The organism is Streptomyces sp. NPDC001904 (assembly GCF_040297005.1).
Classification (GTDB): Bacteria; Actinomycetota; Actinomycetes; order Streptomycetales; family Streptomycetaceae; genus Streptomyces.
On sequence record NZ_JBEOYI010000022.1, the window covers coordinates 82610 to 108034 of the forward strand.

At 71.6% G+C, this 25425-nt stretch carries 20 protein-coding genes; 15 read left to right on the top strand and 5 right to left on the bottom strand.

What is annotated here, in order from left to right:
- Positions 1–80 precede the first annotated feature (80 nt).
- From ABT127_RS29200 to ABT127_RS29235, 8 genes are all read left to right on the top strand, one after another.
- A complete protein-coding gene (locus ABT127_RS29200; RefSeq protein WP_351456250.1) occupies positions 81–1691 on the top strand; it encodes an ATP-dependent DNA ligase in 1611 nt (536 codons plus the stop codon).
- A gap of 130 nt (positions 1692–1821) precedes the next feature.
- Positions 1822–2307 (top strand): cation:proton antiporter regulatory subunit, encoded by a 486-nt coding sequence (locus ABT127_RS29205; protein WP_351456253.1) that lies wholly within the window; start codon positions 1822–1824, stop codon positions 2305–2307.
- A gap of 4 nt (positions 2308–2311) precedes the next feature.
- On the top strand, positions 2312–3541 hold the full coding sequence (locus tag ABT127_RS29210; RefSeq protein ID WP_351456256.1) for a cation:proton antiporter: 1230 nt from the start codon (positions 2312–2314) through the stop codon (positions 3539–3541).
- Between the two features lie 131 nt (positions 3542–3672).
- Positions 3673–5205 carry an MFS transporter gene (locus ABT127_RS29215; protein WP_351456258.1) on the top strand — a complete coding sequence of 511 codons (1533 nt, stop codon included), beginning with the start codon at positions 3673–3675 and terminating at the stop codon, positions 5203–5205.
- A 140-nt stretch (positions 5206–5345) separates the two neighbouring features.
- Positions 5346–5876, top strand: coding sequence for a GAF domain-containing protein (locus ABT127_RS29220; RefSeq protein ID WP_351456261.1), 531 nt, complete (start codon positions 5346–5348; stop codon positions 5874–5876).
- A 58-nt stretch (positions 5877–5934) separates the two neighbouring features.
- The gene (locus tag ABT127_RS29225; protein ID WP_351456264.1) at positions 5935–6396 is read left to right on the top strand and encodes an NUDIX hydrolase; all 462 of its coding nucleotides are present in this window, start codon (positions 5935–5937) and stop codon (positions 6394–6396) included.
- 93 nt (positions 6397–6489) lie between these two features.
- A complete protein-coding gene (locus tag ABT127_RS29230; protein ID WP_351456266.1) occupies positions 6490–7884 on the top strand; it encodes an NADP-dependent succinic semialdehyde dehydrogenase in 1395 nt (464 codons plus the stop codon).
- A 129-nt stretch (positions 7885–8013) separates the two neighbouring features.
- Positions 8014–10464, top strand: a complete 2451-nt coding sequence (locus tag ABT127_RS29235) for a polysaccharide lyase 8 family protein (RefSeq protein WP_351456269.1) — start codon at positions 8014–8016, stop codon at positions 10462–10464.
- Here the strand turns inward: ABT127_RS29235 and ABT127_RS29240 are convergent.
- Positions 10445–11548, bottom strand: coding sequence for a substrate-binding domain-containing protein (locus ABT127_RS29240; protein WP_351456357.1), 1104 nt, complete (start codon positions 11546–11548; stop codon positions 10445–10447). The genes ABT127_RS29235 and ABT127_RS29240 overlap by 20 nt on opposite strands.
- A 245-nt stretch (positions 11549–11793) precedes the next feature.
- On the opposite strand from ABT127_RS29240, the gene ABT127_RS29245 reads away from it, so the two are divergent.
- A complete protein-coding gene (locus ABT127_RS29245; RefSeq protein WP_351456272.1) occupies positions 11794–13173 on the top strand; it encodes an esterase-like activity of phytase family protein in 1380 nt (459 codons plus the stop codon).
- A 118-nt stretch (positions 13174–13291) separates the two neighbouring features.
- On the opposite strand, the gene xylA is transcribed toward ABT127_RS29245, so the two are convergent.
- The gene (gene xylA / locus ABT127_RS29250; protein WP_351456275.1) at positions 13292–14458 is read right to left on the bottom strand and encodes a xylose isomerase; all 1167 of its coding nucleotides are present in this window, start codon (positions 14456–14458) and stop codon (positions 13292–13294) included.
- 231 nt (positions 14459–14689) lie between these two features.
- On the opposite strand from xylA, the gene xylB reads away from it, so the two are divergent.
- From xylB to exaC, 6 genes are all read left to right on the top strand, one after another.
- Positions 14690–16135, top strand: coding sequence for a xylulokinase (gene xylB / locus ABT127_RS29255; protein ID WP_351456278.1), 1446 nt, complete (start codon positions 14690–14692; stop codon positions 16133–16135).
- Positions 16136–16205: 70 nt separating this feature from the next.
- Positions 16206–17411, top strand: a complete 1206-nt coding sequence (locus ABT127_RS29260) for an ROK family protein (RefSeq protein ID WP_351456281.1) — start codon at positions 16206–16208, stop codon at positions 17409–17411.
- A 276-nt stretch (positions 17412–17687) separates the two neighbouring features.
- Positions 17688–18722, top strand: coding sequence for an acetamidase/formamidase family protein (locus ABT127_RS29265; RefSeq protein WP_351456284.1), 1035 nt, complete (start codon positions 17688–17690; stop codon positions 18720–18722).
- 54 nt (positions 18723–18776) lie between these two features.
- A complete protein-coding gene (locus ABT127_RS29270; RefSeq protein WP_351456287.1) occupies positions 18777–19388 on the top strand; it encodes an N-acetylmuramoyl-L-alanine amidase in 612 nt (203 codons plus the stop codon).
- A 178-nt stretch (positions 19389–19566) separates the two neighbouring features.
- The gene (locus ABT127_RS29275; protein ID WP_351456289.1) at positions 19567–20835 is read left to right on the top strand and encodes a GAF domain-containing protein; all 1269 of its coding nucleotides are present in this window, start codon (positions 19567–19569) and stop codon (positions 20833–20835) included.
- Between the two features lie 76 nt (positions 20836–20911).
- The gene (gene exaC, locus ABT127_RS29280; RefSeq protein ID WP_351456292.1) at positions 20912–22435 is read left to right on the top strand and encodes an acetaldehyde dehydrogenase ExaC; all 1524 of its coding nucleotides are present in this window, start codon (positions 20912–20914) and stop codon (positions 22433–22435) included.
- A gap of 461 nt (positions 22436–22896) precedes the next feature.
- Here the strand turns inward: exaC and ABT127_RS29285 are convergent, their stop codons facing one another.
- The 3 genes from ABT127_RS29285 to ABT127_RS29295 are packed head-to-tail and all read right to left on the bottom strand — an operon-like array spanning position 22897 to position 25415.
- Positions 22897–24453 (bottom strand): sodium:solute symporter family protein, encoded by a 1557-nt coding sequence (locus ABT127_RS29285; RefSeq protein WP_351456295.1) that lies wholly within the window; start codon positions 24451–24453, stop codon positions 22897–22899.
- 60 nt (positions 24454–24513) lie between these two features.
- A complete protein-coding gene (locus ABT127_RS29290; protein WP_351456298.1) occupies positions 24514–24792 on the bottom strand; it encodes a hypothetical protein in 279 nt (92 codons plus the stop codon).
- Positions 24789–25415 carry an RNA polymerase sigma factor gene (locus ABT127_RS29295; protein ID WP_351456301.1) on the bottom strand — a complete coding sequence of 209 codons (627 nt, stop codon included), beginning with the start codon at positions 25413–25415 and terminating at the stop codon, positions 24789–24791. Before ABT127_RS29295 ends, ABT127_RS29290 begins: the two co-directional genes overlap by 4 nt.
- Positions 25416–25425 lie beyond the last annotated feature (10 nt).

Consider the following 25425-nt stretch of genomic DNA (forward strand, 5'->3'; position numbering starts at 1 on the left):
TCAAATTCCCTCTGCCGGCCGATCACGCACCCGTCACGACCGGCCATGCGCCACCCCGCTCCCCGTTGCACGATGGCTGCATGCTCTTCGCCCGGCTCGCTCAGGTGTCCCAGGACGTCGCGGCCACCTCGGCCCGTACGCGGAAGATCGCGCTGCTCGCCGAGCTGTTCCGGGACGCCTCGCCCGACGACGTCCCGATCGTCATCCCCTATCTGGCGGGACGCCTCCCGCAGGGGCGGCTGGGGATCGGCTGGCGGGTGCTGGCCGACCCGGTCGCGCCCGCCGAACAGCCGCGGCTGAGCGTGCAGGACGTGGACGCGGCGCTGAGCGCCGTCGGAGATGTCACCGGTGCCGGGTCGCAGGCGGAACGCAAGCGGCTGGTGGCGGAGTTGATGGGCGCGGCCACCGCGGACGAGCAACGCTTCCTCGTCGGCCTGGTCACCGGTGAGGTGCGCCAGGGCGCCCTGGACGCGGTGGCGCTCGAGGGGCTCGCCCGCGCCACGGACGCACCCCCGGCCGACGTGCGGCGCGCGGTGATGCTCGCGGGCGGGCTGCAACCGGTGGCGCAGGCACTGCTCGCGGACGGGCCGGGCGCGCTCGACGCGTTCCGGCTGACCGTGGGCCGCCCGGTGCAGCCGATGCTGGCGCACAGCGCGGCGACGGTCGAGGCCGCGCTCGACAAGCTCGGGGCGTGCGTGGTCGAGGAGAAGCTCGACGGCATCCGGGTCCAGGTGCACCGGGACGGCGACGACGTCCACGTCTACACCCGCACGCTCGACGACATCACCGAACGGCTGCCCGAAGTCACTGCCGCGGTGCGGGAGTTCGCGGGTGAGCGGTTCATTCTCGACGGCGAGGTCATCGCCCTCGACGCCACCGGAAGGCCGCGCGCCTTCCAGGAGGTGGCCGGGCGGGTCGGCTCGCGCGTCGACGTGGCCCGCGCCGCCGAGGCACTCCCCCTCTCCCCCGTCTTCTTCGACGTGCTCTACGCGGAGGCGGAAACAGGCGGGCAGGACGTGACGAGCGGGCCCGATCTGCTGGATCTGCCCTTCGGCGAGCGGCACGTACACCTCGTAGGGCTGGTGCCGGAGCCGATGCGGGTGCGCCGGTACGTCGTCGAGGACGGTTCCGACGCGGGGCAGCGGGCCGCGGCCGAGCGGTTCTTCGCCGACACCCTCGCCCGCGGGCACGAAGGCGTCGTCGTCAAGGAGGCGGACGCGCCGTACAGCGCGGGCCGCCGGGGTGCCTCCTGGCTGAAGGTGAAGCCGGTGCACACCCTGGACCTGGTGGTGCTCGCCGCCGAGTGGGGGCACGGGCGGCGCACCGGCAAGCTCTCCAACCTGCATCTCGGGGCCCGGCGCGAGGACGGCTCGTACGCGATGCTCGGCAAGACGTTCAAGGGGCTCACGGACAAGCTGCTGGCCTGGCAGACCGGGCGACTGCGGGAACTGGCCGTCGAGGACGACGGTCACGTCGTCACCGTCCGCCCGGAACTGGTCGTCGAGATCGCGTACGACGGGCTGCAGCGGTCGACGCGCTATCCGGCGGGTGTCACTCTGCGGTTCGCGCGTGTCGTGCGGTACCGCGACGACAAGACGGCCGAGCAGGCCGACACGGTCGACACCGTCCTCGCCGCGCACCCGCATCTCCTCGACGCCGACGCCGACGCATCCGCAGGTACGGACTCCTGACTTTTTCTTTGCCAAAAGATGAGCCGTATAAGGTGACTGCAACATTGAAAGATGCATTCGCCAATTAACGGGCGACGGGCCGCGGCCCGCGCGGCCCTCACACGATGCACGCACGGACAAGGGGAGAGACGTGCCCGCTTCACGGCTCAGCAGGACACCACTGCCAGGGATCGGCCATCGCTACGACCTGACCACCCGAGAACAGCGCCGTCTGTCGGTCGTCGCGCACCGGGACGGAGGCCGCACGCTCAGCGCGTACCAGGCCGACGATCCCGACGCGTGCGCCCTGTCGATGAAGCTGACCTCGGGTGAGGCGGCGTATCTCATCGACGCGCTGATGCCCTCGCACCACAGCCCGAATCTGCTCCACACCACCGATCTGGGCCTGGTGGCCGAGCGGATCGAGATACCGGGCGCCTCCCACTGGAACGGCCGGCTGCTCGGCGAGACCGCGATGCGGACCGAGACCGGTGCCTCCATCGTGGCCGTCCTGCGCCGAGCCGAGGCGATACCGTCGCCGGCCCCGGACTTCCGGCTCGCGGGTGGCGACACCGTCATCGTGATCGGCACCCGTGAGGGCGTCGAGGCGGCGGCCGCGATCCTGGGGCGGGAGTGATCGGATGCATTCCGCTGTCTTCCTCATCGAGTTCGGTGCGATCATCCTGGCCCTCGGGCTGCTCGGGAGGCTGGCCGGGCGGCTGAGCTTCTCGCCGATCCCGCTCTATCTGCTGGCCGGTCTCGCGTTCGGCGAGGGCGGTCTGCTGCCGCTCGGCGCGAGCGAGGAGTTCGTGGAGATCGGCTCCGAGATCGGGGTCATCCTGCTGCTGCTGATGCTCGGGCTCGAATACACGGCGAGCGACCTCGTCAACAACCTCAAGACGCAGTACCCGGCGGGGCTCGTCGACATGACGTTCAACGCCCTGCCCGGCGCGGCCGCCGCGCTGCTCATGGGCTGGGGCCCGGTCGCCGCCGTGGTGCTCGCGGGTGTCACCTGGATCTCGTCGAGCGGTGTCATCGCCAAGGTGCTCGGCGACCTCGGACGGCTGGGCAACCGTGAGACACCGGTCATCCTGAGCATCCTCGTGCTCGAGGACCTGGCGATGGCCGTGTATCTGCCCATCATCACGGCCCTGCTGGCCGGAGTCGGCTGGGCGGCCGGCGGGCTCACCCTCGCCATCGCGCTGGGCGCGGCGGGGCTCGTGCTGTTCGCCGCGGTGCGGTTCGGGCGGCAGATATCCCGGTTCGTGTCCAGCGACGACCCGGAGAAGCTGCTCCTGGTGGTGCTCGGTCTGACCATCCTCGTGGCCGGTCTCGCCCAGCAGCTGCAGGTGTCCGCCGCCGTGGGCGCCTTCCTCGTCGGCATCGCGCTGTCCGGCGAAGTGGCCGAGGGCGCGCACCAGTTGCTGCTGCCGCTGCGCGACCTGTTCGCGGCCGTCTTCTTCGTCTTCTTCGGGCTGCACACCGATCCGGCGAGCATTCCGCCGGTGCTGCTGCCCGCGCTGCTGCTCGCCGTGGTGACGGCCTGCACGAAGATCTTCACCGGGTACTGGGCCGCGCGGCGGGCCGGCGTGTCGGTGAAGGGCCGGTGGCGGGCCGGCGGCGCGCTCGTGGCGCGCGGCGAGTTCTCCATCGTCATCGCCGGCCTCGCCGTGACCTCGGGCATCGAGCCCCGTCTGGGTCCGCTGGCGACCGCGTACGTCCTGATCCTCGTCATCGTCGGGCCGCTCACCGCGCGGTACACGCAGCCGATCGCGCAGCGGTTCTTCCGGGCGAGGACGCCGGAGCCCGTGACCGTGCCGGCCCCGCGGGCCGCCGAGGAGACCACACAGGTCGACGAGCAGATTCGCTGACGCCGTACCGCCCGCACGGACGGCGACCGGGGAGAGAACGGGTTCGTTCTCTCCCCGGTCGCCGTCCGTGAGCAGGGCGCTTAGCGTGGGTGGCGAGGTCGGGGGGTGTCCTGGGGGTCTGGAGGCCACCGATGGATCGCACGCCCGAATCGTCCGCTGCCGCCGAGGCCGGCACAGGAACCCCGTCCGCGGGCGGAGGTGACGTGCCGTACGCAGGCGGCGGCAACCACGAACACCGCTGGCTGATCCTCGGTGTCATCGGACTCGCGCAGCTGATGGTCGTGCTGGACGCGACGATCGTGAACATCGCCCTGCCTTCGGCGCAGAAGGATCTGGGGTTCTCGGACGGCAACCGGCAGTGGATCGTCACCGCGTACGCGCTCGCCTTCGGCAGCCTCCTGCTGCTCGGCGGGCGCGTCGCCGACCTGGTGGGCCGCAAGGCCATCTTCCTGACCGGACTCGTCGGATTCGCCGCCGCCTCGGCGCTCGGCGGCGCCGCGACGAGCTTCGGGATGCTGGTGTTCGCCCGGGCGCTCCAGGGTCTGTTCGGCGCGCTCCTCGCACCGGCCGCGCTGTCGTTGCTGACGACGACGTTCACGGACCCGAAGGAGCGCGCGAAGGCGTTCGGCATCTACGGAGCCATCGCGGGCGCGGGCGGCGCCGTCGGTCTGCTGCTGGGCGGTGTCCTCACCGAGTACCTGGACTGGCGCTGGTGCCTGTACGTGAACCTGCTGTTCGCCGTCATCGCCCTGCTCGGCGGGGCGCGGCTGCTGCACGGCGGCCGGCCCGCGGACCGGCCCAAGCTGGACGTGCCCGGCACGATCCTGGTGTCGGTGGGTCTGTTCTGCATCGTGTACGGCTTCAGCAACGCGGAGACGCACGACTGGGGCGATGTGCTGACCTGGGGCTTCCTCGTGGTCGGTGTGGTCCTCCTCGCCGCGTTCGCGTGGTGGGAGACGCGCGCCACGCATCCGCTGCTGCCCCTGCGGGTGATCCTGGACCGGGACCGCGGCGCGTCCTATCTCGCGATGTTCATCTCGGGTGCGGGCATGTTCGGTGTGTTCCTGTTCCTGACGTACTACCTGCAGCAGATCCTGCAGTACTCGCCGGTGCTCACGGGTGTGGCGTTCCTGCCGATGGTGGCCTGCATGGTCGTCTCGTCGGTCATCGCCACCAACTCCCTCGTCCCCCGGCTCGGCCCGAAGCCGATCGTGCCGCTCGGCATGGCGCTGGCCGCCGCCGGTATGGCCTGGCTGACGGCGCTCGATCTCGACAGCAGCTACGCGCCGCACGTGCTGCCGCCGCTGCTCGTGGCCGGTATCGGTCTCGGTCTGATCTTCGCGACCGCCATGAACCTGGCCACGGCCGGGATCGCCGCGCACGACGCGGGCGTCGCCTCCGCAATGGTCAACACCAGCCAGCAGGTGGGCGGTTCGATCGGCACGGCCCTGCTCAACACGCTGGCGACGAGCGCGGCCTCGAGCTACCTGGTCGGCAAGCAGCCCACCCCGCAGGTGCAGGCGAAGGCCGCGATGGAGAGCTACTCGACCGCGTACACGTGGTCCGCGATCTTCTTCGCGGTGGGCTTCGTGGTGACGCTGGTGCTCTACCGTCCCGGGCCGCCCCGGCAGTTGTCCGGCGACGGCGGCGCCGTGCACATGTAGGGAGCCGTTCACCGGCGAGGAGACGGTTCGGGCACTCCATTCACTGGGCATACCCCATCTGCAAAGTCCGCCCGTCCCGGGGTGTCACCGGGCGGGCGGCGGTGCGGTGGGGGTGCTCGGAGCGGAGCGAGGGGGACGTCATGCGCGGTGTGCCGTACGAGGTGTATCAGGTGGACAGCGAACGGCTGGCGACGGCCTTCGTCGACGTGGCGGACGCCTCGGCGCGCGGCGGGCCGCAGGCCCTGGCCACGCTGGTGGCCTGCTGCGTCACCCTGCTGGAGGTGCAGACGGCGGCGGCCGTTCTCAAGCCGCCCACCGGGCGGGTCGAGGTGGCGGCGTCCGACAATCGCGGGCTGCGCCTGGAGCGGGCCGCGCTGTCCTGGGGCGAGGGCCCCGGCGCCGACTGCCGCGCCTGCGCCCAGCCGATCCGCGGGGTGCCGCTCGCGCACCCGTACGCGCGGGCCAACTGGCCTTCGTACACCGCGATGGCCCGCTCGCTCGGTTTCGCGTGCGTGGTCGCGGTGCCGCTGCGCACCGCGGAGCGGGCGGTCGGCTCGCTCAGCCTGCTGTCGGAGCGGACGGGACCGCCGGGACCCCTGCAACTGCGCCTCGGCCAGCATCTCGCCGACGCCACGGCACGCGGTGTGCAGCCGCACCTGCTGCCCTCCTGATCCGCCGCGCCGCCGCCCTCACGAGCCGTTGTCCGCCACCACCACCGGGACTGATCGCATGGTCACCAGACGCAGCGCGGGAATCCTGCTCTTCCGCCGGACGGCGGACGGGCCCGAAGTGCTGCTCGGGCACATGGGCGGCCCGTTCTGGGCGCGCCGTGACGCGGGCGCGTGGTCCGTCCCGAAGGGCGAGTACGGCGACGACGAGACGCCCTGGGACGCGGCGCGGCGCGAGTTCGAGGAGGAACTGGGCCTCCCCGCGCCGGCCGGGGCGCCGCTGCCGCTCGGGGAGGTGGTCCAGTCCGGCGGCAAGCACGTGACCGTGTGGGCGGTGCAGGGCGATCTCGATCCGGCGGACATGGTGCCGGGCACCTTCACGATGGAGTGGCCGCGCGGCAGCGGCCGGACCGCCGAGTTCCCGGAGCTGGACCGGGTGGCCTGGTTCGGCCTGGAGGCGGCGCGGGCAGTGATCGTGCAGGCGCAGGCGGCGTTCCTGGTCCGGCTCGCGGAGCAGGTCTGACGCGCGGCCGGCCGGGTACTCGGCGTTGTCCCGCGTTGCGCGGCCCGGTGCGGCGCGGGAAGGTCGAAGGAACCCCGCACAGGAGGTCGCCCCATGCCCATCGCGACGGTCAACCCCGCCACGGGCGAGACGCTGCGCACGTACGACGCCCTCTCCGACGAGGCCGTCGAGGAGAAGCTCGCGCTGGCGTCCCGCACGTTCGACACGTACCGCACGAGTACGTTCTTCGAGCGGGCGCGCCTGCTTCAGCAGGCGGCCGATCTGCTGGAGGCGGACGCCCCCGACATCGCCCGGGTGATGACGACGGAGATGGGCAAGCCGGTGGCCGCGGCCCGCGCCGAGGCGACGAAGTGCGCGAAGACGATGCGCTGGTACGCGCAGAACGCGCAGGGGCTGCTGGCCGACGAGCACCCGTCCGACCAGGACGTGAAGGACTCCGGGGCCGCCCGCGCCCTGGTCCGCTTCCGGCCGCTCGGCGTGGTGCTCGCGGTGATGCCGTGGAACTTCCCGCTGTGGCAGGTGGTCCGGTTCGCCGCGCCCGCTCTGATGGCCGGGAACGTGGGCCTGCTCAAGCACGCGTCGAACGTGCCGCAGACCGCCCTCTACCTGGAGGATCTGTTCCGGCGCGCCGGTTTCCCCGAGGGCTGCTTCCAGACGCTGCTCATCGGGTCCGGCGCGGTCGAGGGCATCCTGCGCGACGAGCGGGTGGCCGCCGCGACCCTCACCGGCAGCGAGCCCGCGGGCCGCTCGGTCGCCGCGATCGCCGGTGACGAGGTGAAGAAGACGGTGCTGGAGCTCGGTGGCAGCGACCCGTACGTGGTCATGCCGTCGGCGGACGTCGCCAAGGCCGCGAGGACGGCGGTGACGGCGCGGGTGCAGAACAACGGGCAGTCGTGCATCGCGGCGAAGCGGTTCATCGTGCACGAGGACGTCTTCGAGGAGTTCCGGGACGGGTTCGTGGCGGGGATGCGCGAGCTGCGTGTCGGCGACCCGCTGGACGAGGCGACGGACGTGGGGCCGCTCGCCAGCGAGCAGGGCCGCACCGATCTGGAGGAGCTGGTCGACGACGCCGTCGAGAGCGGTGCGACCGTGCTGTGCGGCGGGCAGCGGCCGAAGGACTTCGCGGACCGCGGCTGGTTCTACGAGCCCACCGTGGTCGCCGATGTGACACCCGAGATGCGCATCCACCGCGAGGAGACGTTCGGGCCGGTCGCGACGCTGTACCGGGTCGCGGACCTGGACGAGGCGATCGCGGTCGCCAACGACACCCCGTTCGGACTGAGTTCGAACCTGTGGACCGGCGACGAGGCCGACATCGACCGGTTCGTCCAGGACAGCCAGGCGGGCGGTGTCTTCGTGAACGGCATGACGGCCTCGCACCCGGCACTGCCGTTCGGCGGCGCCAAGCGCTCCGGATACGGCCGTGAGCTGGCGGGCCACGGCATCAAGGAGTTCTGCAACATCACGACGGTGTGGGTCGGGGCCTGAGCTGGCCCGGCTCCACCGCCTCTCGAACGATCGAAACGATCAACTTGGCCGCTTCTCTTGAGCGTTTGATTCACCGGGTGCTAGAAACCGCTTACTCCCAGCGGACCCTCCAGCCTCCCGGAGCTCTTCATGACGTCGCCGTCCCTGCCCTGGTCCCGTCGCGCCTTCCTCGCCACCTCGGCGGCCGTCGGGGCCGCGCTCACCGTAGGAGTTCCCGGCCCGGCCGCCGCCGCGGACGCGTCCGCGGACGACGAGTTCGCCGCGCTGCGGGCGAAGTGGCGGGCGCTGTATCTCGGCGAGGGCTTCAGCCCGACCGCCGAACCGTTCAAGTCGAAGCTCGCCGCTTTCGGCACCCAGGCGAGGGCCTGGCGGGACGCGATGGCCCCCGCCACCGGATCGCTGTGGCCCGACGCCGTGTTCGGCGACCCGGACCCCGACACGGACACCGAGTCGTTCGCCTACTCCGAGAAGATCCAGACGAGTTACGAGCGCGTCCGCTCGATGGCCGAGGCCTTCTGCCAGCCCGGGACGGGCCTCACCGGCGACGCGTCGCTCAGAACCGCCGTGCTCACGGCCGTCGACCACCTGGGCGCACAGGTCTACAACGCGTCTCAGAAGCAGTACGGCAATTGGTACAACTTCCAGATCGGCGCGCCGCAGCGGCTGCTCGACATCTGCGTGCTGATGTACGAGCACCTGAGCGCCGCGCAGCTGACGGCGGCGATCGAGGCCGTCGACCATTTCGTTCCGGACTCGCTCGTGGCGTCGTACTCGGGGACCAGCACCGGCGCCAACCGCATCGACCTGTGCCGGGTCCTCGCGCTGCGCGGTGTCCTGGGCGGCACGGCCGCGAAGATCGCGCTCGCCCGTGACGCGGTCTCGCCGGTGTTCCCGTACGTCACCTCCGGCGACGGCCTGTACGCGGACGGCTCACTGATCCAGCACACCTACGTGCCGTACACCGGGTCGTACGGCGCGGTCCTCATCGACGGACTCAGCCGGCTGTTCGCGCTGCTCGGCGGGTCGACGTGGGCGATCACCGACAGCGGTCGGCAGATCTTCCTGGACTCGGTGGAGGCCGCCTACGCACCGTTCCTGCACGACGGTCTGGTGATGGACAACGTGGCGGGGCGCGCGATCAGCCGGGGCCTCGTCGCCACCGACACCCTGAAGGTCCAGCAGGACGACCACTCCCGGGGCCACGGGATCATCGCCTCGATCCTGCTGCTCGGGCAGGGCGCGAGCGCCGAGGAGAACGCGCGCTGGTCGGCGCTCGCCAAGGGCTGGTTCACGCGGGACCGGTACAGCGAGGTGACGAGCGGCCGCACGCTGGGGGTCGCCGCGCTCTCCCGGGTCACGGCGCTGCTCGGCGACGCCGGGGTGAAGGCGGCCGCCGAGCCGGCCGGGCACCGGCTGTTCCCGTCGATGGCGCGGGCGACGCACCGCTCGAACCGGTTCACGGCTTCGCTGTCCATGGCGTCGAAGGCGATCACGTTCTACGAGAACGGCAACGGCGAGAACATCCACGGCTGGCACACCGGTTCGGGAATGCTGTACTGGTGGGCCGCCGGCGACAGTGCGGGCGGCGGACAGTACAGCGACGGCTTCTGGCCGACCGTGGACCCGTACCGGCTGCCCGGCACGACGGTCTCGCGCAAAGCGCTCGCGGACGGTGAGGGCGGCACGTGGGGCGCGGCCCGGCCCGCCACGACCTGGGTGGGCGGTACGACGGACGGCACGTACGCGGCGGTGGCCCAGGACACCCGCGGCCTGTCGTCGACGCTGCGGGCGAAGAAGGCGTGGTTCTTCCTCGACGACGCCGTCGTGTGCCTCGGCGCCGGCATCACGAGCACGGACGGCGCGGGCGTGGAGAGCGTGGTGGACACGCGGAGCCTCGGGATCTCGGGCACGGCGCGCCTGACGGTGGACGGTCGCACCCGGGCGGCCGCCCTCGGCTCGAACACGTCGGTCCAGGGCGCCCGTTGGGCGCATCTGGCCGGGCACGGCGGTTACGTCTTCCCCGGTGGCGCGGCACTCACGGCGCTGCGAGAGGAGCGTACGGCGACGTGGCAGAGCATCAACGGCGGCGGCTCGGCCGATCCGGTCACCCGCCGGTACGTCACCCTGCTGACCGACCACGGCACGGATCCGGCCGACGCCTCCTACGCGTATGTGCTGCTGCCGGGTGCGAGCGAGGCGCGCACCGCTGCGCGGGCGGCGGACCGCGACTGGGCCGAGGTCACGGTCAACTCCCCCGTGCGGCAGGGGATTCGGGTGCCTTCGCTCGGTCTCGTGTCGGCCGTGTTCTGGGAGCCGGGCACGGTCGGTCCAGTGACGGTCGACGCGCCGCTGGTCGTGCAGATCAGGGAGCGGCGCGACGGCACGGCGACGGTGTGCGTCAGCGATCCGAACCGGTCGGTGAAGGCGGCCACACTGGTCTGGCGGCGGCCGGTCGCGTCCGTGACGTCGAAGCCGGGTTCGGTGACCGGGGCGACGCCGGGACGGGAGCTGACTCTGACGTTCGGTGATCTCGGCGGGACCGGAGGACAGACCCAGAAGGTCACCGTGAAACTGGCCTGAGCGACGCGCCGCACGACTCCCGGATGCGCAACTCGGGCAGGATGTCGAGGTGTTGTCCCGGCTCGCGGGCGCCTGACGGCCCGGCGAGCCGGGACAGCAGCAGGTCGGCGGCGCGCCGGCCCACGGTCCGCTTGGCCGGGGCGACCGCGGTCAGCGGCAGGTCGGCGAGGGCCGCCACCTCGTCGTCGTACGTGATGACGGCCAGGTCGCCGGGGACCCGGATGCCGTGGGCGCGCAGCCGGGGTACGAGGACGATCGCGTCGACGTCGCTGTGCAGGATCGCGGCGGTCACCCCGTGCTCCTGAACGGACGTCCGCAGATAGGCGAAGGTCCGCTCGAACCGCTCGGCCTCGCCGACGGGCAGCGGCGGCCGCGGCATCGCGGGCGCGGCGCTCAGCCCGAGCGCCGCGACGGCCGCTTCGTGGCCGCGCCGCAACTCGGCGGTGGTGGGCGAGTCCTGGGCGGCCAGCGCGATGCCGCGATGGCCGAGTGCGGCCAGATGGCGGACGGCCTCGGCGGCGCCGTGGGCATGGTCGGAGCGGACCCGGTCGATGGCCGCCGCCGGGTGGCCGTGCGGCGCGGACCTCTCCACGAGGACGGTCGGTACGGCTCGCTCGGTGATCCGCAGCCCCTCCCCCGGGCCGGGGCTGCCGGTCTCCCAGCTGGGGGTGAGCAGCAGCCCGTGCGCGCCGGACGCCAGCAGGCGGTCGGCCTGCACGCTGTCCTCGCCGGGCAGGTACTGCGACAGGGCGACGACGAGCCGGGCGCCGCGCGCCTCGACCGCCTCGCGGGCGCCGCGCACGACATCCGCGTAGTAGTACTCGGTGGTCGGCACGACCATGCCGACGACGACGCCGCGGTCCCGCGCCGGTTCGGGAGCCGGTGGTCCGGCGCTCTCCTCCGTGCGAACGACGGCGCCGTGCAGCCGCCGGAGCCTGCCCTGAGCGGCGAGGGCCTCCACGTCGCGGCGGAGGGTCACCGGCGAGACACCGAGTTCGCGCGCGAGGTCGGCGACGCGCAACGTGCCGTGTTCCCGGACCAGTTGGAGGACCATGGCGTGGCGCCGGTCGACGTGCTGCCGCATGACGTGGGCCTCCCCCGTGGCACGGCCCGGCGCGGGTGGCGCCGGGGTGGGCGTCATCGTATCGATCACCTTCGCTCAGGGGGCGGGTACGTCGACGACCACGCGTTCACCCTCCGCCACCTCCTCTCTTCACCCTGCCGTCACCTGGTGTTCGGCGCCGGGGTCGACCGTGTGCGCAGATCGCGTTGATCGACCCGTTCGCACAGTCCCCTGCCGTTCCGTGTTCCCGCGCCTCAGGAGGCACCATGTCCCCGCTCGTCCCCGGCTCACGCAGCGCCCGTGGCGTACGCCGCACCGTCGCCGCGGGTGTGCCGCTCGCCGCGCTGGCCGCGCTGGCCGCGCTCGCCGTCGCCGGGACCGCGACGGGCGCCCAGGCCGGTTCCGGCAAGCCGTCCGGCACGGCCCACGTCACCGGCAGCGCCACGCTCGGCGACCTGCCGCTCGGCGACTTCAGCAACGGGCTGCTGCCGGGCACCGTCGCCGACGACCGCGGCGTCGACCTCGGCGGCATCGGCTCCGACATCTACCCGACGGGCCGCAAGGGCGAGTTCTGGACGGTCACCGACCGCGGCCCCAACGGGCAGATCAAGGTCGACGGCAGCAAGCGCCGCACCTTTCCCGTGCCCGGCTTCGACCCGGCGATCGTGAAGATCCGCGTCGTCGGCGACCGGGTGAAGGTCATCGACGCGATCCCGGTCACCACCCGGTCCGGCAAGGCCGTCACCGGCCTGTCGAACCAGGAGGGCCGCGACGAGAAGCCGTACACCTACGACGCGAGGACCCCGCTGTCGTACGACCCGAACGGTCTGGACACCGAGGGCATCGTGCGGGCCGCGGACGGCGGCTTCTGGCTGATCGACGAGTACGGGCCCTCGCTCGTGCACGTGTCGGCGCGCGGCAAGGTCCTCACCCGCTACGTACCGAAGGGGCTGAACCTGAAGGGCGCCGACTACCCGGTCGTCGAGGCGCTGCCGTCGGTGTTCCTGAACCGGAAGATCAACCGTGGCTTCGAGGGCCTGGCGCTGCTCCCGAACGGGGATCTGGTCATGGCGCTGCAGAGCCCGCTGTCGCTGCCCGACAGCGCCGCCGGGGAGGCCTCGCGCACCACTCGCCTGGTCCGCTTCTCCCCGAAGAAGCAGGCCGTCACGGCCGAGTACGCGTACCGCTTCGACGCCGTGGGCGACGTCGACCCGGGTGAGGACGACACCTCCGAGCTGAAGATCTCCTCGGTCGTGGCGCTCGGCGGCGACCGGCTGCTCGTCGAGGAGCGCACCGACAAGGCGGCCCGTCTCCAGGAGGTGCGGCTCACGCGTGGCGCCGACATTCTGGGCGACCGCTGGGACGACGCGACGACGTCGCCGTCCCTCGAGCAGCTCGACGACCCCGCGGCCGCCGGGGTGCCAGTACTCAGGAAGCGGCTCGTGGTCGACCTGAACACCGTCGACGGGGTGCCGGACAAGATCGAGGGAGTGGCGGTCGTCGGACACGGCACGCTGGCCCTGATCAACGACAACGACTTCGGGATGACCGACGGCACGGGGGCGTTCGACGCGAACGGGCGGCTCGTGGACAGCGGGATCGAGACCCGGGTGACGTACGTGAAGCTCCCCAAGGGCGCGCTCTAGTCGGATCCGGTCCGGTCCCCTGCCGCGTTGGGGGACCGGCAGCTCCGCCGGGCGGCGGCTCCTGGGGCAGGGACGGTGTGGCCGTGCCCCAGGAAGCGCGCGCCGGCCCGGCAGGAGGTCAGCCGCGCGCGGCCAGCAGGTGGTCCATCGCCAGCTGGTCGAGCCGCTCGAAGGCCATGCCGCGCTCGGCGGCGGAGTCCACATCGAAGTCTTCGAACGCGCTCCTGTCGGCGAGCAGCGCCGAGAGGCCGTCGGCCGCGGTGGGCTGCGCGAGCTCGTCCAGGCGCGAGGACCGCAGCGCCTCCTGCACCTCGGGGTCGGCACGGAAGGCGGCAGCGCGCTCCTTGAGGATCAGGTAGTTGCGCATGCAGCCCGCGGCGGAGGCCCACACCCCGTCGAAGCCCTCGGTCCTCGGCGGCTTGAAGTCGAAGTGGCGCGGCCCCTCGTAGCCGGCCCTCTCCAACAGGTCGACCAGCCAGAACGCGGCACGCAGATCGCCGGCGCCGAAACGCAGGTCCTGGTCGTACTTGATGCCGGTCTGGCCGTTGAGGTCGATGTGGAAGAGCTTGCCCGCCCACAGCGCCTGCGCGATGCCGTGCGGGAAGTTGAGGCCCGCCATCTGCTCGTGACCGACCTCCGGGTTCACCCCATACATCTCGGGCCGCTCCAGCCGCTCGATGAACGCCAGCGCGTGGCCGATGGTGGGCAGGAGGATGTCGCCGCGCGGCTCGTTCGGCTTCGGCTCGATGGCGAACTTCAGGTCGTAGCCCTGCTCGACGACGTACTCACCGAGCAGGTCGAAGGCCTCCTTCATCCGGTCGAGGGCGTCCCGGACGTCCTTGGCGCCACCGGACTCGGCGCCCTCGCGGCCACCCCACGCGACATACGTCTCCGCGCCCAGTTCGGCCGCGAGGTCGATGTTGCGGATCGTCTTGCGCAGCGCGTACCGGCGCACGTCACGGTCGTTGGCGGTGAAGCCGCCGTCCTTGAAGACCGGGTGGGTGAACAGGTTCGTGGTGGCCATCGGCACCACGATGCCGGTGGCGTCGAGCGCCTGCCGGAAGCGCTTGATGTGCGACTCGCGCTCGGTCTCGGAGGCACCGAACGGGATCAGGTCGTCGTCGTGGAACGTGACGCCGTACGCGCCGAGTTCGGCCAGGCGCTGCACCGACTCCACCGGGTCGAGCGCGGGCCGGGTGGCGTCGCCGAACGGGTCGCGGCCCTGCCAGCCGACCGTCCACAGTCCGAAGCTGAACTTGTCGTCGGGAGTGGGCTGGTACGTCATCTCGCGGCTCCCTCGCCGTTGCCCGGTGCGCGGCAACGCGTGCCGCACAGCCATTTCGTCATGGCACTTTACAAATTAGTATGCGGGCACGCCGCTGGGAAGGGTCACCACGGGTACGAGTTCGTACGAGCCTCGCGTACGCCCTCCGCACCCGGACCGTTCGCACACGTCCGTCCACGTCGTACGCGCACGTCACTCGTGCACGTCGTTCGTCCAAGTCAGGAGAGCCGCATGTCCACTGCCGACGGTCCCCTCGTCGTAGGGATCGACAGTTCCACGCAGTCCACCAAGGCACTGGTCGTCGACGTAGCCACCGGCGCCGTGGTGGCGAGCGGGCAGGCACCGCACACGGTGACGACGGGCGCGGGCCGCGAGAGCGATCCCGAGGAGTGGTACGGAGCGCTGCGCGAGGCCCTCGCCCAGTGCGGGGACGCGGCTCGGCAGGCGTCCGCGGTCTCCGTCGGCGGGCAGCAGCACGGCCTGGTGACGCTGGACGCGCAGGGCCGCCCGGTGCGTCCGGCGCTGCTGTGGAACGACGTGCGCTCGGCGCCGCAGGTCCGCCGGCTCGTGGACGACCTCGGCGGCCCGAAAGTGTGGGCGGAGCGGTTCGGCAGCGTTCCGGCCGCCTCCTTCACCATCTCCAAGTGGGCGTGGCTGGCCGAGCACGAACCGGAGGCCGTACGGGCGACGGCGGCGGTGCGGCTGCCCCACGACTATCTGACCGGGCGTCTGACCGGCACGGGCACGACGGACCGCGGCGACGCGTCCGGTACGGGGTGGTGGGCGACGTCGACCGAGGTGTACGACGACGACGTGCTGGCCCGGGTGGGGCTCGATCCGGCGCTGCTGCCGCGTGTGGTCGCACCGGGCGAGGTGGCGGGGACGGTCCGCGACACCCACGGTGATCTGCCCTTCTCCAAGGGCACGCTGGTGGCCGCGGGAACCGGGGACAACGCCGCGGCCGCGCTCGGCCTCGGGCTGCGGCCGGGCACCCCGGTGCTCAGCCTCGGCACCTCCGGGACGGTGTACGCCGTGTCGCGGCACCGGCCGGCGGACCCGTCGGGGACGGTCGCCGGGTTCGCGGACGCGCGCGGCGACTGGCTGCCGCTGGCCTGCACCCTGAACTGCACGCTCGCCGTGGACCGGATCGCGGCGCTGCTCGGCCTCGACCGGGAGGCGGTGGAGCAGGGCGGCGAGGCGACCGTGCTGCCCTATCTGGACGGCGAGCGGACACCCGCGCTGCCGGACGCCTCCGGCCTGCTGACCGGGCTGCGGCACGACACGACGGGCGGCCAACTGCTCCAGGCGGCCTACGACGGAGCCGTGCACGCGCTGCTCGAAGCGCTCGACCGGGTGCTCGAAGGCGAGGCCGAGGGCGCCGACCCCACCGCTCCCCTGCTGCTCATCGGGGGCGGCGCGCGCGGCAGGGCCTGGCAGGAGACGGTACGTCGGCTGTCCGGGCGGGGTGTCCAGGTGCCCGAGGCCCGCGAGCTGGTGGCGCTCGGCGCGGCGGCTCAGGCGGCCGGCCTGCTCACCGGCGAGGACCCCGCCGCGGTGGCCCGGCGCTGGGACACCGCTCGGGGCCCGGTCCTGGACCCCGTGACCCGGGACGAGGAGACGATGCAGCGGATCTCGGCGGTCCTGGCCGATGCGGCGCCGCTGCTGGGGCGGCGGTGAGCGAGCGGGGCGGGGACGTCTACGGCGGGCCGGGCCCACGCCGCCCGGGCGGTCCTGCGACGATGAGCGCATGACCGCACCAGTGCACCGATCGCGCCCGGGGACGCCGGACACCCAGCAGGCCATGCGTCGCCGCAATCTGTCCCGGGTGCTGCACACGGTGGCCGCCGAAGGACCCTTGTCGCGGGCGTCGGTGGCCCAGCACATCGGGCTGACCCGGGCCGCGGTCTCCACCCTCGTCGACGAGCTGACCCGGGCCGGGCTCCTGGAGGAACTGGGCCCGCAGCGCCCCGGCGGCGTGGGCCGGCCGGGCTCCGCGCTCACGGTCAGCGGCCGGGGTCCTGCCGGACTCGGGGCCGAGGTGGGCGTGGACCATCTCGCGGTGTGCGCCGTCGATCTGCGCGGTGCGGTACGCGCGCGTGCCGAGCGCCGGGTCGACAACCGGGGGCGCGCCCCGAAGCCGGTGCTGGCCGAACTCGCCGAGATGGTACGGCTGGTGGGCACGGAGGCGCAGACGGCCGGGCTCCGTCCGGCGGGTCTCGCGGTGGCGGTACCAGGCCTGGTGGGGCGCGACACCCGCACGGTCGTGCGCGCCCCCAACCTCGACTGGCACGACACGGACGTCGCCAGGCTGCTGCCGGTGGACGTGCCGCTGACGGTCGACAACGAGGCGAACTTCGGCGCCCTGGCCGAACTGTGGCTCGCCGACGGCGCCCCCGCGGACTTTCTGCACGTGTCGGCCGAGATCGGCATCGGTGCCGCGCTCGTCGTGGACGGACAACTGCTGCGCGGGACACGCGGATTCGCCGGGGAGCTGGGCCACATGCCGGTCAGGCCCGAGGGGCCGGCCTGCCCGTGCGGCGGACGCGGCTGCCTGGAGCAGTACGCGGGCGAAGGGGCGGTGCTGCGCGCGGCGGGCATCGCGCCGGGCCCCGACCGGGTCTCCCTGCTCGCCGAGCGGGCCGGGGACGGCGACGCCGCCACCCGCAGGGCGCTGCGCGGCGCCGGCACCGCTCTCGGGATCGCACTGACCGGCGCGGTGAACCTGCTCGATCCGCGCGCGGTCGTGCTCGGCGGCGCGCTGTCCCGGCTCGCGCCCTGGCTTCTGCCGCCGCTGGAGAAGGAGTTGAACCGGCGGCGGGCGGCCCCGGCGGACGGCGTACTGGTGTCCGGTCTCGGGCCGGACGGGCCGTTGCTGGGGGCGGCGCATTCGGTGGTGCGCGGGGTGCTGGACGATCCGGTGGGGACGGTGGGCCAGGTCGGGACCGCGGGCTAGGTCCAGGCGGCGGACGGCGGACCGCGGGTGACCGTGTCGACTGCCAGTGGTCCGAACCTCTGAAGCGCCCCTGACATGCGGTTATACACAAAGCGCGGGTTGTCCACAGATCCGTCGTGCCCTCTTCCGCGCCAACCCGAGGGCCCCGTACGGTACTTCACGGGAGGCGTCGTGCTCCCGCTCCTCCGACGGTCGTGCGCGGGTCCGGTCGTCGGCGTCCGGCCCCCTCCCGCCACCGGACGACGACCACCCCACACAGAGCGGAGCACTCCCCCGATGAGCGACCCCCGGATGCTGACGGTCCGGCCCGAACCCGGCGATTACGCCTGGACGTTCGGGGGCGTGCCGCCCGTCGCCCGCATCGCCCCGGGCACGGTGCTCGACCTGTACACGGAGGACTGCTTCGGCGGCCTGGTGCGCTCGGAGAAGGACCTGGTGTCGCAGGTCTGCACACCCGGGCACCTCAATCCGCAGACGGGCCCCTTCCTCATCGAGGGCGCCGAGCCGGGCGACACGGTCGCCGTGCACTTCGTGTCCGTGGAGCCCGCCCGGGACTGGGCGGCGTCCACGACGGTGCCGCTGTTCGGCGCGCTGACCTCCACCCCCACCACGGCCACCCTGCAACCGCCGCTTCCCGAGCAGGTCTGGATCTGGCACCTCGACCGCGACCGGCGCACCGCCCGGTTCACGGCACGCGACGGCGACTTCACCGTGGACCTGCCGATGGACCCGATGCACGGCACGGTCGGCGTGGCACCGGCCCGCCTCGAAGTGCGCTCGGCGCTGGTGCCGGACGCGCACGGCGGAAACATGGACACCCCCGAGATGAGAGCGGGCGTCACCTGCTACCTGGGGGTGAACGTGGAGGGCGCGCTGCTGAGTCTGGGCGACGGCCACGCCCGCCAGGGCGAGGGAGAGACCTGCGGGGTCGCGGTGGAGTGCGCGATGCACACCGTCGTGATCGTCGAACTGCTGAAGGGCGTGGCGACCCCGTGGCCGCGCATCGAGTCGGACACCCACATCGTCTCGACGGGCTCGGCCCGCCCTCTTGAGGACGCGTTCCGGATATCGCAGCTCGACCTGGTGCGGTGGCTCGAACGGGACTACGGCTTCAGCGAGTTGGACGCCTACCAGTTCGCGTCGCAGACGGTCGAGTCACCGCTGGCGAACGTCTGCGACACCAATTACACGTGCGTCGCCAAGCTCCGCAAGGAGTGGCTGCCGACGCGCGAGACGCACCGCGGGATCCATGCGCGGCTGCGTGAGATCGCGGCGACGCTGCCGCGGCCGGAGCCCTTCCGGGCGCCGTAGCACTGCCGGTTCACCTCCCCCCACCGTCCGAGCCAGTCGAAAGGCAGGATCGTCATGGACCGAGCAAGACACCCGTTCTCCGCTGGAACCACCCGCCGCCGTCTCCTTCAGGCCGGAGCGCTCGCCGCCGTCCCCGGTTCCCTCCTGGCCATGGGGCGCGCCGACGCGCAGGCCGCCGCGGTCGACTACCCGGCGGCCGAGTCCGTCCCCGCCAGCACGTCGAACTACACGGCGTCCAGCCGGCCCTCCTCCTACCCGATCGACTACGTGATCGTCCACGTCACGCAGGAGACCTGGGCCGACGCCCTCGCCATCTTCAAGAACTCCGCCAAGCAGGTCTCCGCGCACTACGTCGTCCGCTCGGCGGACGGACACATCGCGCAGTGCGTGCGCGAGAAGAACATCGCCTGGCATGCGGGGAACTGGGACTACAACACCCGCAGCATCGGCATCGAGCACGAGGGCTGGGTGGACCAGCCGGAGTACTTCACGGACGCGCTCTACGAGAAGTCGGCGGCGCTCACCGCGTCGATCTGCGCGCGCTACGGGATTCCGGCCGACCGGGAGCACATCATCGGGCATGTCGAAGTGCCCGGCGCCACGCACACGGACCCGGGCCCGTACTGGGACTGGACGCGCTACATCCGGCTGGTCAACTCGGCCTGAGTCGGGTGCCGTTCGCGCCCGGCCGACGCTGTTCCGGCCGGGCGTCGCGGATCTTCACGCACGGGTGCGGCATGTGCCACCTCACGAGACCGGCGCCGCGCTCCTTGTCGCCCTCCCTCCCCGGGGTGACGATGGCCCCATCGTCGTCAATCGTCAGGAATGTCTCGGGGAGGCAGCGTTGACCGATCCATGGGTCGCCCTGGAGCCGGGCGCCGACGCGTCCGAGCGGGTGCGGGCGCTGCGCCGTGCCCATGACCGGTTCACCGCCGCGGGCACCGTCGTCCGTCCGGTGCGGCCGGTGGTCGCCGCATCGTGGCGCCGCTCGGCGGGCGCGCACGTCAGCCCGGACGACTCGGCGGCGGTCGAGCTGACCGACGGGGAGCTGGGCGCGTACCGCGCGCAGCATCCGCTGGCCCGGGTGATGCCGCTGTTCCGGGAGCTGATGGGGACGTTCGCGACGGACGGCGAGCATCTACTGGCGGTGTGCGACGCGCAGGGCAGGCTGCTGTGGGTCGAGGGGCACGCGGACGCCCGGCGACGGGCGGGCCGGATGAACTTCGTGCCGGGTGCCCGCTGGTCGGAGTCGGCGATGGGGACGAACGCCCCGGGCACGGCGGTCGCCGTGGACCGCGCGGTGCAGGTCTTCGCCGCCGAGCACTTCATCCGAGAGGTGCAGCCGTGGACGTGCGCGGCGGCTCCGGTGCACGATCCGCGCACCGGCCGGGTGCTGGGCGCGGTGGACATCACGGGCGGCGACGGGCTCGCGCATCCGCACAGCCTGGCGTTCGTGCAGGCGGTGGCTCGGGCCGCCGAGTCCCAGCTCGCCCTGCTGTCCCCGCCGTCCGCCACCGACGGGGCGCTGCGGCTGACCGTCCTGGGACGCGACGAGGCGCTGTTGCTCACCCCGACCGGCCGCAAGCTCCGCCTCAGCCGCCGGCACAGCGAGCTGCTCGTCCTGCTGGCCCGCCACCCTGAGGGCCTGACCGGTGACGAGCTGCTCTGCCATCTCTACGAGGACGAGACGGTGACGCCGGTGACCCTCCGGGCCGAACTGGCACGGCTGCGCCGGGTGCTGGGCCCCGATCTCCTCACCTCGCGCCCCTACCGACTCACGGCGCCGGTCGAGTCGGACCTGGAGACGGTGGAGCGCCGACTCGGATCGGGTGCGGTGACGGCGGCGGCCTCGGCCTACCCGGGTCCGTTGCTGCCCGCGTCGCAGGCCCCTGCGGTGGCTCGTATACGGCGCAGGCTGGCCGACGGGCTGCGCGCGGCCCTCATCGCCCGTGGCGACCCCGATCTGCTCGCCGACTGGGCGCACGCCCCGTGGGGCGAGGACGACCTCGGTGTCTGGCAGGCTCTCGCGGCGGCCCGTCCGACGCCGCCGGTCCTGGCCCGGCTCGCCGCACTCGACGAGGAACAGGGCGCGCGGGATCCGTACGCAACGTAACTGCAACGTCTGGGTTCCTAGCCTCCTGAGCGCAAGCTGCCCAACGGCGGGCAGCCGAGACAGGAGGCACCTCACGATGACCCGCTACGCAGCCCCCGGCACTCCGGGCTCCGTCGTCTCCTACGAGGCCCGCTACGACCACTTCATCGGCGGGGAGTACGTGCCGCCCGCCCGGGGCCAGTACTTCGAGAACCCGAGCCCGGTCAACGGCCAGCCGTTCACGGAGATCGCGCGCGGCACCGCCGAGGACGTGGAACGCGCGCTCGACGCCGCGCACGCCGCGGCGCCGGCCTGGGGCCGCACGTCGCCCGGCGCCCGCGGCGACATCCTCCTGAAGATCGCCGACCGCATGGAGCAGAACCTCGAACTCCTCGCGGTCGCGGAGAGCTGGGAGAACGGCAAGCCCGTCCGCGAGACGCTGGCCGCCGACATCCCGCTGGCCATCGATCACTTCCGCTACTTCGCGGGGGCGGTCCGGGCGCAGGAGGGCAGCCTCTCCGAGATCGACGACGACACGATCGCGTACCACTTCCACGAGCCGCTCGGCGTCGTCGCGCAGATCATCCCGTGGAACTTCCCGATCCTGATGGCGACCTGGAAGCTCGCCCCGGCGCTCGCCGCGGGCAACGCGGTCGTCATCAAACCGGCCGAGCAGACCCCGGCGTCGATCCACGTCCTGATGGACCTGATCAAGGATCTGCTGCCGCCGGGCGTCGTCAACATCGTCAACGGCTTCGGCGTCGAGGCGGGCAAGCCGCTGGCCTCGTCCCCGCGCGTGGCGAAGGTGGCCTTCACGGGCGAGACCACGACGGGCCGGCTGATCATGCAGTACGCCTCGGAGAACATCAAGCCGGTCACGCTGGAGCTGGGCGGCAAGAGCCCGAACATCTTCTTCGACGACGTCTGGGCGAAGGACGACGACTTCCGCGACAAGGCGCTCGAGGGCTTCACGATGTTCGCCCTCAACCAGGGTGAGGTCTGCACCTGCCCCTCCCGGGCGCTCATCCAGCAGGGCCACTACAGCGAGTTCATCGACGCGGCGATCGCCCGCACCGAGGCCATCAAGACCGGCCACCCCCTGGACACCGACACGATGATCGGCGCCCAGGCCTCCAACGACCAGCTCCAGAAGATCCTCTCCTACCTGGACATCGGCCAGCAGGAGGGCGCGAAGGTCCTCTCCGGCGGGCAACGCATCGAGTACGACGGCGAGCTGGCGGGCGGCTACTATGTCCAGCCCACGATCTTCGAGGGCACCAACCGGATGCGCATCTTCCAGGAGGAGATCTTCGGCCCGGTCGTCTCGGTCGCCTCCTTCGCCGACTACGACGACGCCATCAAGATCGCGAACGACACGCTGTACGGCCTGGGGGCGGGCGTGTGGACCCGCGACATCAACACGGCGTACCGCGCGGGCCGCGCGATCCAGGCGGGCCGCGTCTGGACCAACTGCTACCACGCGTACCCGGCGCACGCGGCATTCGGCGGCTACAAGCAGTCGGGCATCGGCAGGGAGAACCACAAGATGATGCTGGACCACTACCAGCAGACGAAGAACCTTCTGGTGTCGTACTCGGCACAGAAGCTCGGCTTCTTCTAGACACGAGACAGGGGCGCCTGAACAGGGCATTTACCCGTCAGGCGCCCTTTGCGGAGCACCGCTAAGCGACAGCGAGAATTGCACCCCAATTTCAGCCTGGCCTGGCCGCCGCGCCCTGCGCGAAGCATCCGGGCGTTCGATGGGCGGTGCGGCGTCCGTGTCGCGCTGGGACCGTGCCGGTTGGCGTCGCGGCGTTCATGCAACGCGGCGTTGCGGTGAGGGGCAGTGGTCTCGGATCGTCTCGGTGAGTGCGGGCAGGCTCTCAGCCTGAACGGTTTGGGCGGATGACGCCCCGCCGGCAAGCGCATGGTGTTCTGTCCTCGACTCGCCCCCTGATGCGCCGCCTCGGCCGAAGTCGGGGTACCCACGCAATCTCAGGGATGGAGTCGCACGCTGCCTCCCACGTGGGTGAGGGACCAGCCCGGAGACGACGTCGCGTGTTCAGTCCCAAGGGGAGGCTCTCAGTCAACGACGAAGGTGTACTTCGAGCCACGACGCTGTCGCGGGGTCCCGTCTGCGGTACCGCCCTTGCCTCGCTCGACGCCAAGCCGGTCGAGGAACGGCGTGAGCACCGCGGCCGCGCCCAGATTGAGGGCAAGCGCGGCCACGGCGACATACACAGACGCGTGCAGGGGCCCTATGGCGACGTGAAGCACGGTGGAGAATCCGTCTCGGCCTACCAGCAGCCAGGTGCCCGTCAGCATGCCCACGGCCCAGCCTGCGAGCAGTGCCCGGTGGTGAAACCATCGGGTGAACATGGAGACGACAACGGCGGGGAGGGTCTGAAGGATCCATACGCAGCCCAGCAGATGGAGGTTGACCGTTTCCTGTGGCTTGAGAAGGACGGCGAAGACAACAGCACCCGCCATGATCGCAAGAGCCGGCCATCGGGTGGACCGGACTTCATGTTTGGGAGTGGCGGTGGGGTTGAGGTACTCCACGTAGACGTTGCGGACGAAAAGCAGCGCCATCCCCATGGCCATGAGGACGGCGGGCAGCAGACCGGCCACCGCGAGCGCACCGTAGAGCAGCCCGGCCAGCCACGGCGGAGCGACGGCGTTGATCAACTCGGGTACTGCCACACCGCCGTATCCAGATGAGGCGTGCACTCCGGCGGCGAGTGCGGCAACTCCGAAGAAGGCCCACAGTCCCAAGGAGAGGTTCCAGGCGGGCAGGAACGCGGTGGCCGCTCGTAGCGTGCGCCGCGACCGGGCGACCAGTGCGACCGTGAAGACCTGTGGGTAAACGAGTTGGGCCAGGGCCGATCCCACTGCCAGAGTGATGTAGCCCGTGAAGCTGCTCGGTGGTCGGGTGAGCATTTGCCGGGTGTCGGCGCTGCGTCCGGCGGCCAGGGCGAAGACGTGCCCCGGCGAACCGAGCCGGGTCCAGGTCAAGATCAGCAGAACCACGGCGGCGGCACCGATCAAGACGGCCTTGACCAGGGACAAACGTACGCAGGCCCGCAGACCTCCTGGGTGGGCAACTACGGCGAACAGGATGAAGAGCACGGCGAGGGCCAGCAGGCCGACCGTGCCGCGGGAGGCGAACCCCATGGCTTGCAACACGTCGGCGAGACCTACGACTTGGAGCCCCAGGTAGGGCATGGTGGCGAGAATGCCGGTGAAGGTAGTCGCCAGGCCCAGGGCATGAGAGCCGTGCCGGACTTGGACGTAGTCGGTGGTGGTGATGACACCTTGTCTCGCGGCTACGTCGCGTATGCGAGGGAACAGCACCATGATCAACGGTACGAGCAGCGTGACGTACGCCAGTGCGTAGAGCGCCACTTCTCCGGCGCCGAACATGAGACCGGGCACGGCGATGTAGGTGTACGACGTGTAGATGGTGCCGCCGAGCAGAAGGCAGGTGGCCGCCGTTCCAAGGCTACGCTCGCCGAGTGCCCAGCGGGTGGGGTCCGGCAGTTCGTCGCGCGGCGGGCGGCGTGCTCCGAACGCCACCGCGCAGCAGATGAGCCCTGCGAAGGCCGCGACGGTCCCCTGGTTGATGACGCCTTCTGCCACGACGGACACCCCACCCGTTAGTTTCCGCTGTTCGGAAAGTTACTTCCGTCCAGCGAGAACCTACGAAGAGACGAGAGAGGGTGTCAAGGAACTTGTGCAGGTCATGGCGTGAAAGATGACATCCGTGCGCGACGAGGCATGGGACAGCATCATCAGGCCGATCGCGCAGACCACGACGACGACGAGCAACACGAGGACGGCGACCACGCAACGCCGACGGTACTCGCGGCGGCGCCAACGAGCCTGCTCCTTGCGGTAGGAGGTCGCAGCACTATCGGGTACCGCAGCCGCGAGGTCATGGAAAGTTTCGCGGAGCAAGTCCTCCGTCTCGCGGCTCATCGAGCCTCCTCCTTCATCACACTCGTCAGCTTCGCCATGCCTCGTGCGGTGTGCGCCTTGACCGCACCGACGGAGATCTTCATCGTCTCGGCGATCTCGGACTCCTTGAGGTCCATCCAGTATCGCAGGACGAGAGCTTGGCGCTGACGCGATGACAACGTACGCAGAGCCACGACGAGTTCACGCTGGGCGTCGTTGAGCAGGACCTGGTGCTCCGCGGACGAGACCATCCGTTCCCGCTCATGGTAAGTGTGCCGGCGGGCGACTTTGAGGCGCCGGATGCGCATGCGTGCGAGATTGCAGACGATGGAGCGCAAGTAGGACAGGGCCGCCTCGGGGGTCGCCAGCTTCTCCCACCGGCGGTGCAGCTGGTAGAAGGCCTCGGACACAAGGTCTTCGGCGTCCCCCTCAGCGCCGACCAGCACGGCGAGGCGCAGGAGGCGGGCGTAGTGAACGTCGAAGAGGCGGGCGATCGCCACCTCGCGGTCGGCCTCCCGAAGATCGAGGATCTCCTCGTCGTCGCGCTCCGCGTCAGCGGGGGCAGTACCGGCCTCAGCAGGTGGAGGGGTCTCGGCCGCTACAGGATGCGGCGAGTGAGCGGGGCGGGGCAGGAGCGGTCGCACAGTGTTGTTT

Coding starts and splice junctions, on each gene's coding strand:
- ABT127_RS29245 (WP_351456272.1), top strand. CDS start 11,794: ATGTCCCCGCTCGTCCCCGGCTCACGCAGCGCCCGTGGCGTACGCCGC.
- ABT127_RS29230 (WP_351456266.1), top strand. CDS start 6,490: ATGCCCATCGCGACGGTCAACCCCGCCACGGGCGAGACGCTGCGCACG.
- ABT127_RS29220 (WP_351456261.1), top strand. CDS start 5,346: ATGCGCGGTGTGCCGTACGAGGTGTATCAGGTGGACAGCGAACGGCTG.
- ABT127_RS29225 (WP_351456264.1), top strand. CDS start 5,935: ATGGTCACCAGACGCAGCGCGGGAATCCTGCTCTTCCGCCGGACGGCG.
- ABT127_RS29215 (WP_351456258.1), top strand. CDS start 3,673: ATGGATCGCACGCCCGAATCGTCCGCTGCCGCCGAGGCCGGCACAGGA.
- ABT127_RS29240 (WP_351456357.1), bottom strand. CDS start 11,548: ATGCGGCAGCACGTCGACCGGCGCCACGCCATGGTCCTCCAACTGGTC.
- ABT127_RS29260 (WP_351456281.1), top strand. CDS start 16,206: ATGACCGCACCAGTGCACCGATCGCGCCCGGGGACGCCGGACACCCAG.
- ABT127_RS29265 (WP_351456284.1), top strand. CDS start 17,688: ATGAGCGACCCCCGGATGCTGACGGTCCGGCCCGAACCCGGCGATTAC.
- ABT127_RS29235 (WP_351456269.1), top strand. CDS start 8,014: ATGACGTCGCCGTCCCTGCCCTGGTCCCGTCGCGCCTTCCTCGCCACC.
- exaC (WP_351456292.1), top strand. CDS start 20,912: ATGACCCGCTACGCAGCCCCCGGCACTCCGGGCTCCGTCGTCTCCTAC.
- ABT127_RS29290 (WP_351456298.1), bottom strand. CDS start 24,792: ATGAGCCGCGAGACGGAGGACTTGCTCCGCGAAACTTTCCATGACCTC.
- ABT127_RS29200 (WP_351456250.1), top strand. CDS start 81: ATGCTCTTCGCCCGGCTCGCTCAGGTGTCCCAGGACGTCGCGGCCACC.
- xylB (WP_351456278.1), top strand. CDS start 14,690: ATGTCCACTGCCGACGGTCCCCTCGTCGTAGGGATCGACAGTTCCACG.
- ABT127_RS29210 (WP_351456256.1), top strand. CDS start 2,312: ATGCATTCCGCTGTCTTCCTCATCGAGTTCGGTGCGATCATCCTGGCC.
- xylA (WP_351456275.1), bottom strand. CDS start 14,458: ATGACGTACCAGCCCACTCCCGACGACAAGTTCAGCTTCGGACTGTGG.
- ABT127_RS29270 (WP_351456287.1), top strand. CDS start 18,777: ATGGACCGAGCAAGACACCCGTTCTCCGCTGGAACCACCCGCCGCCGT.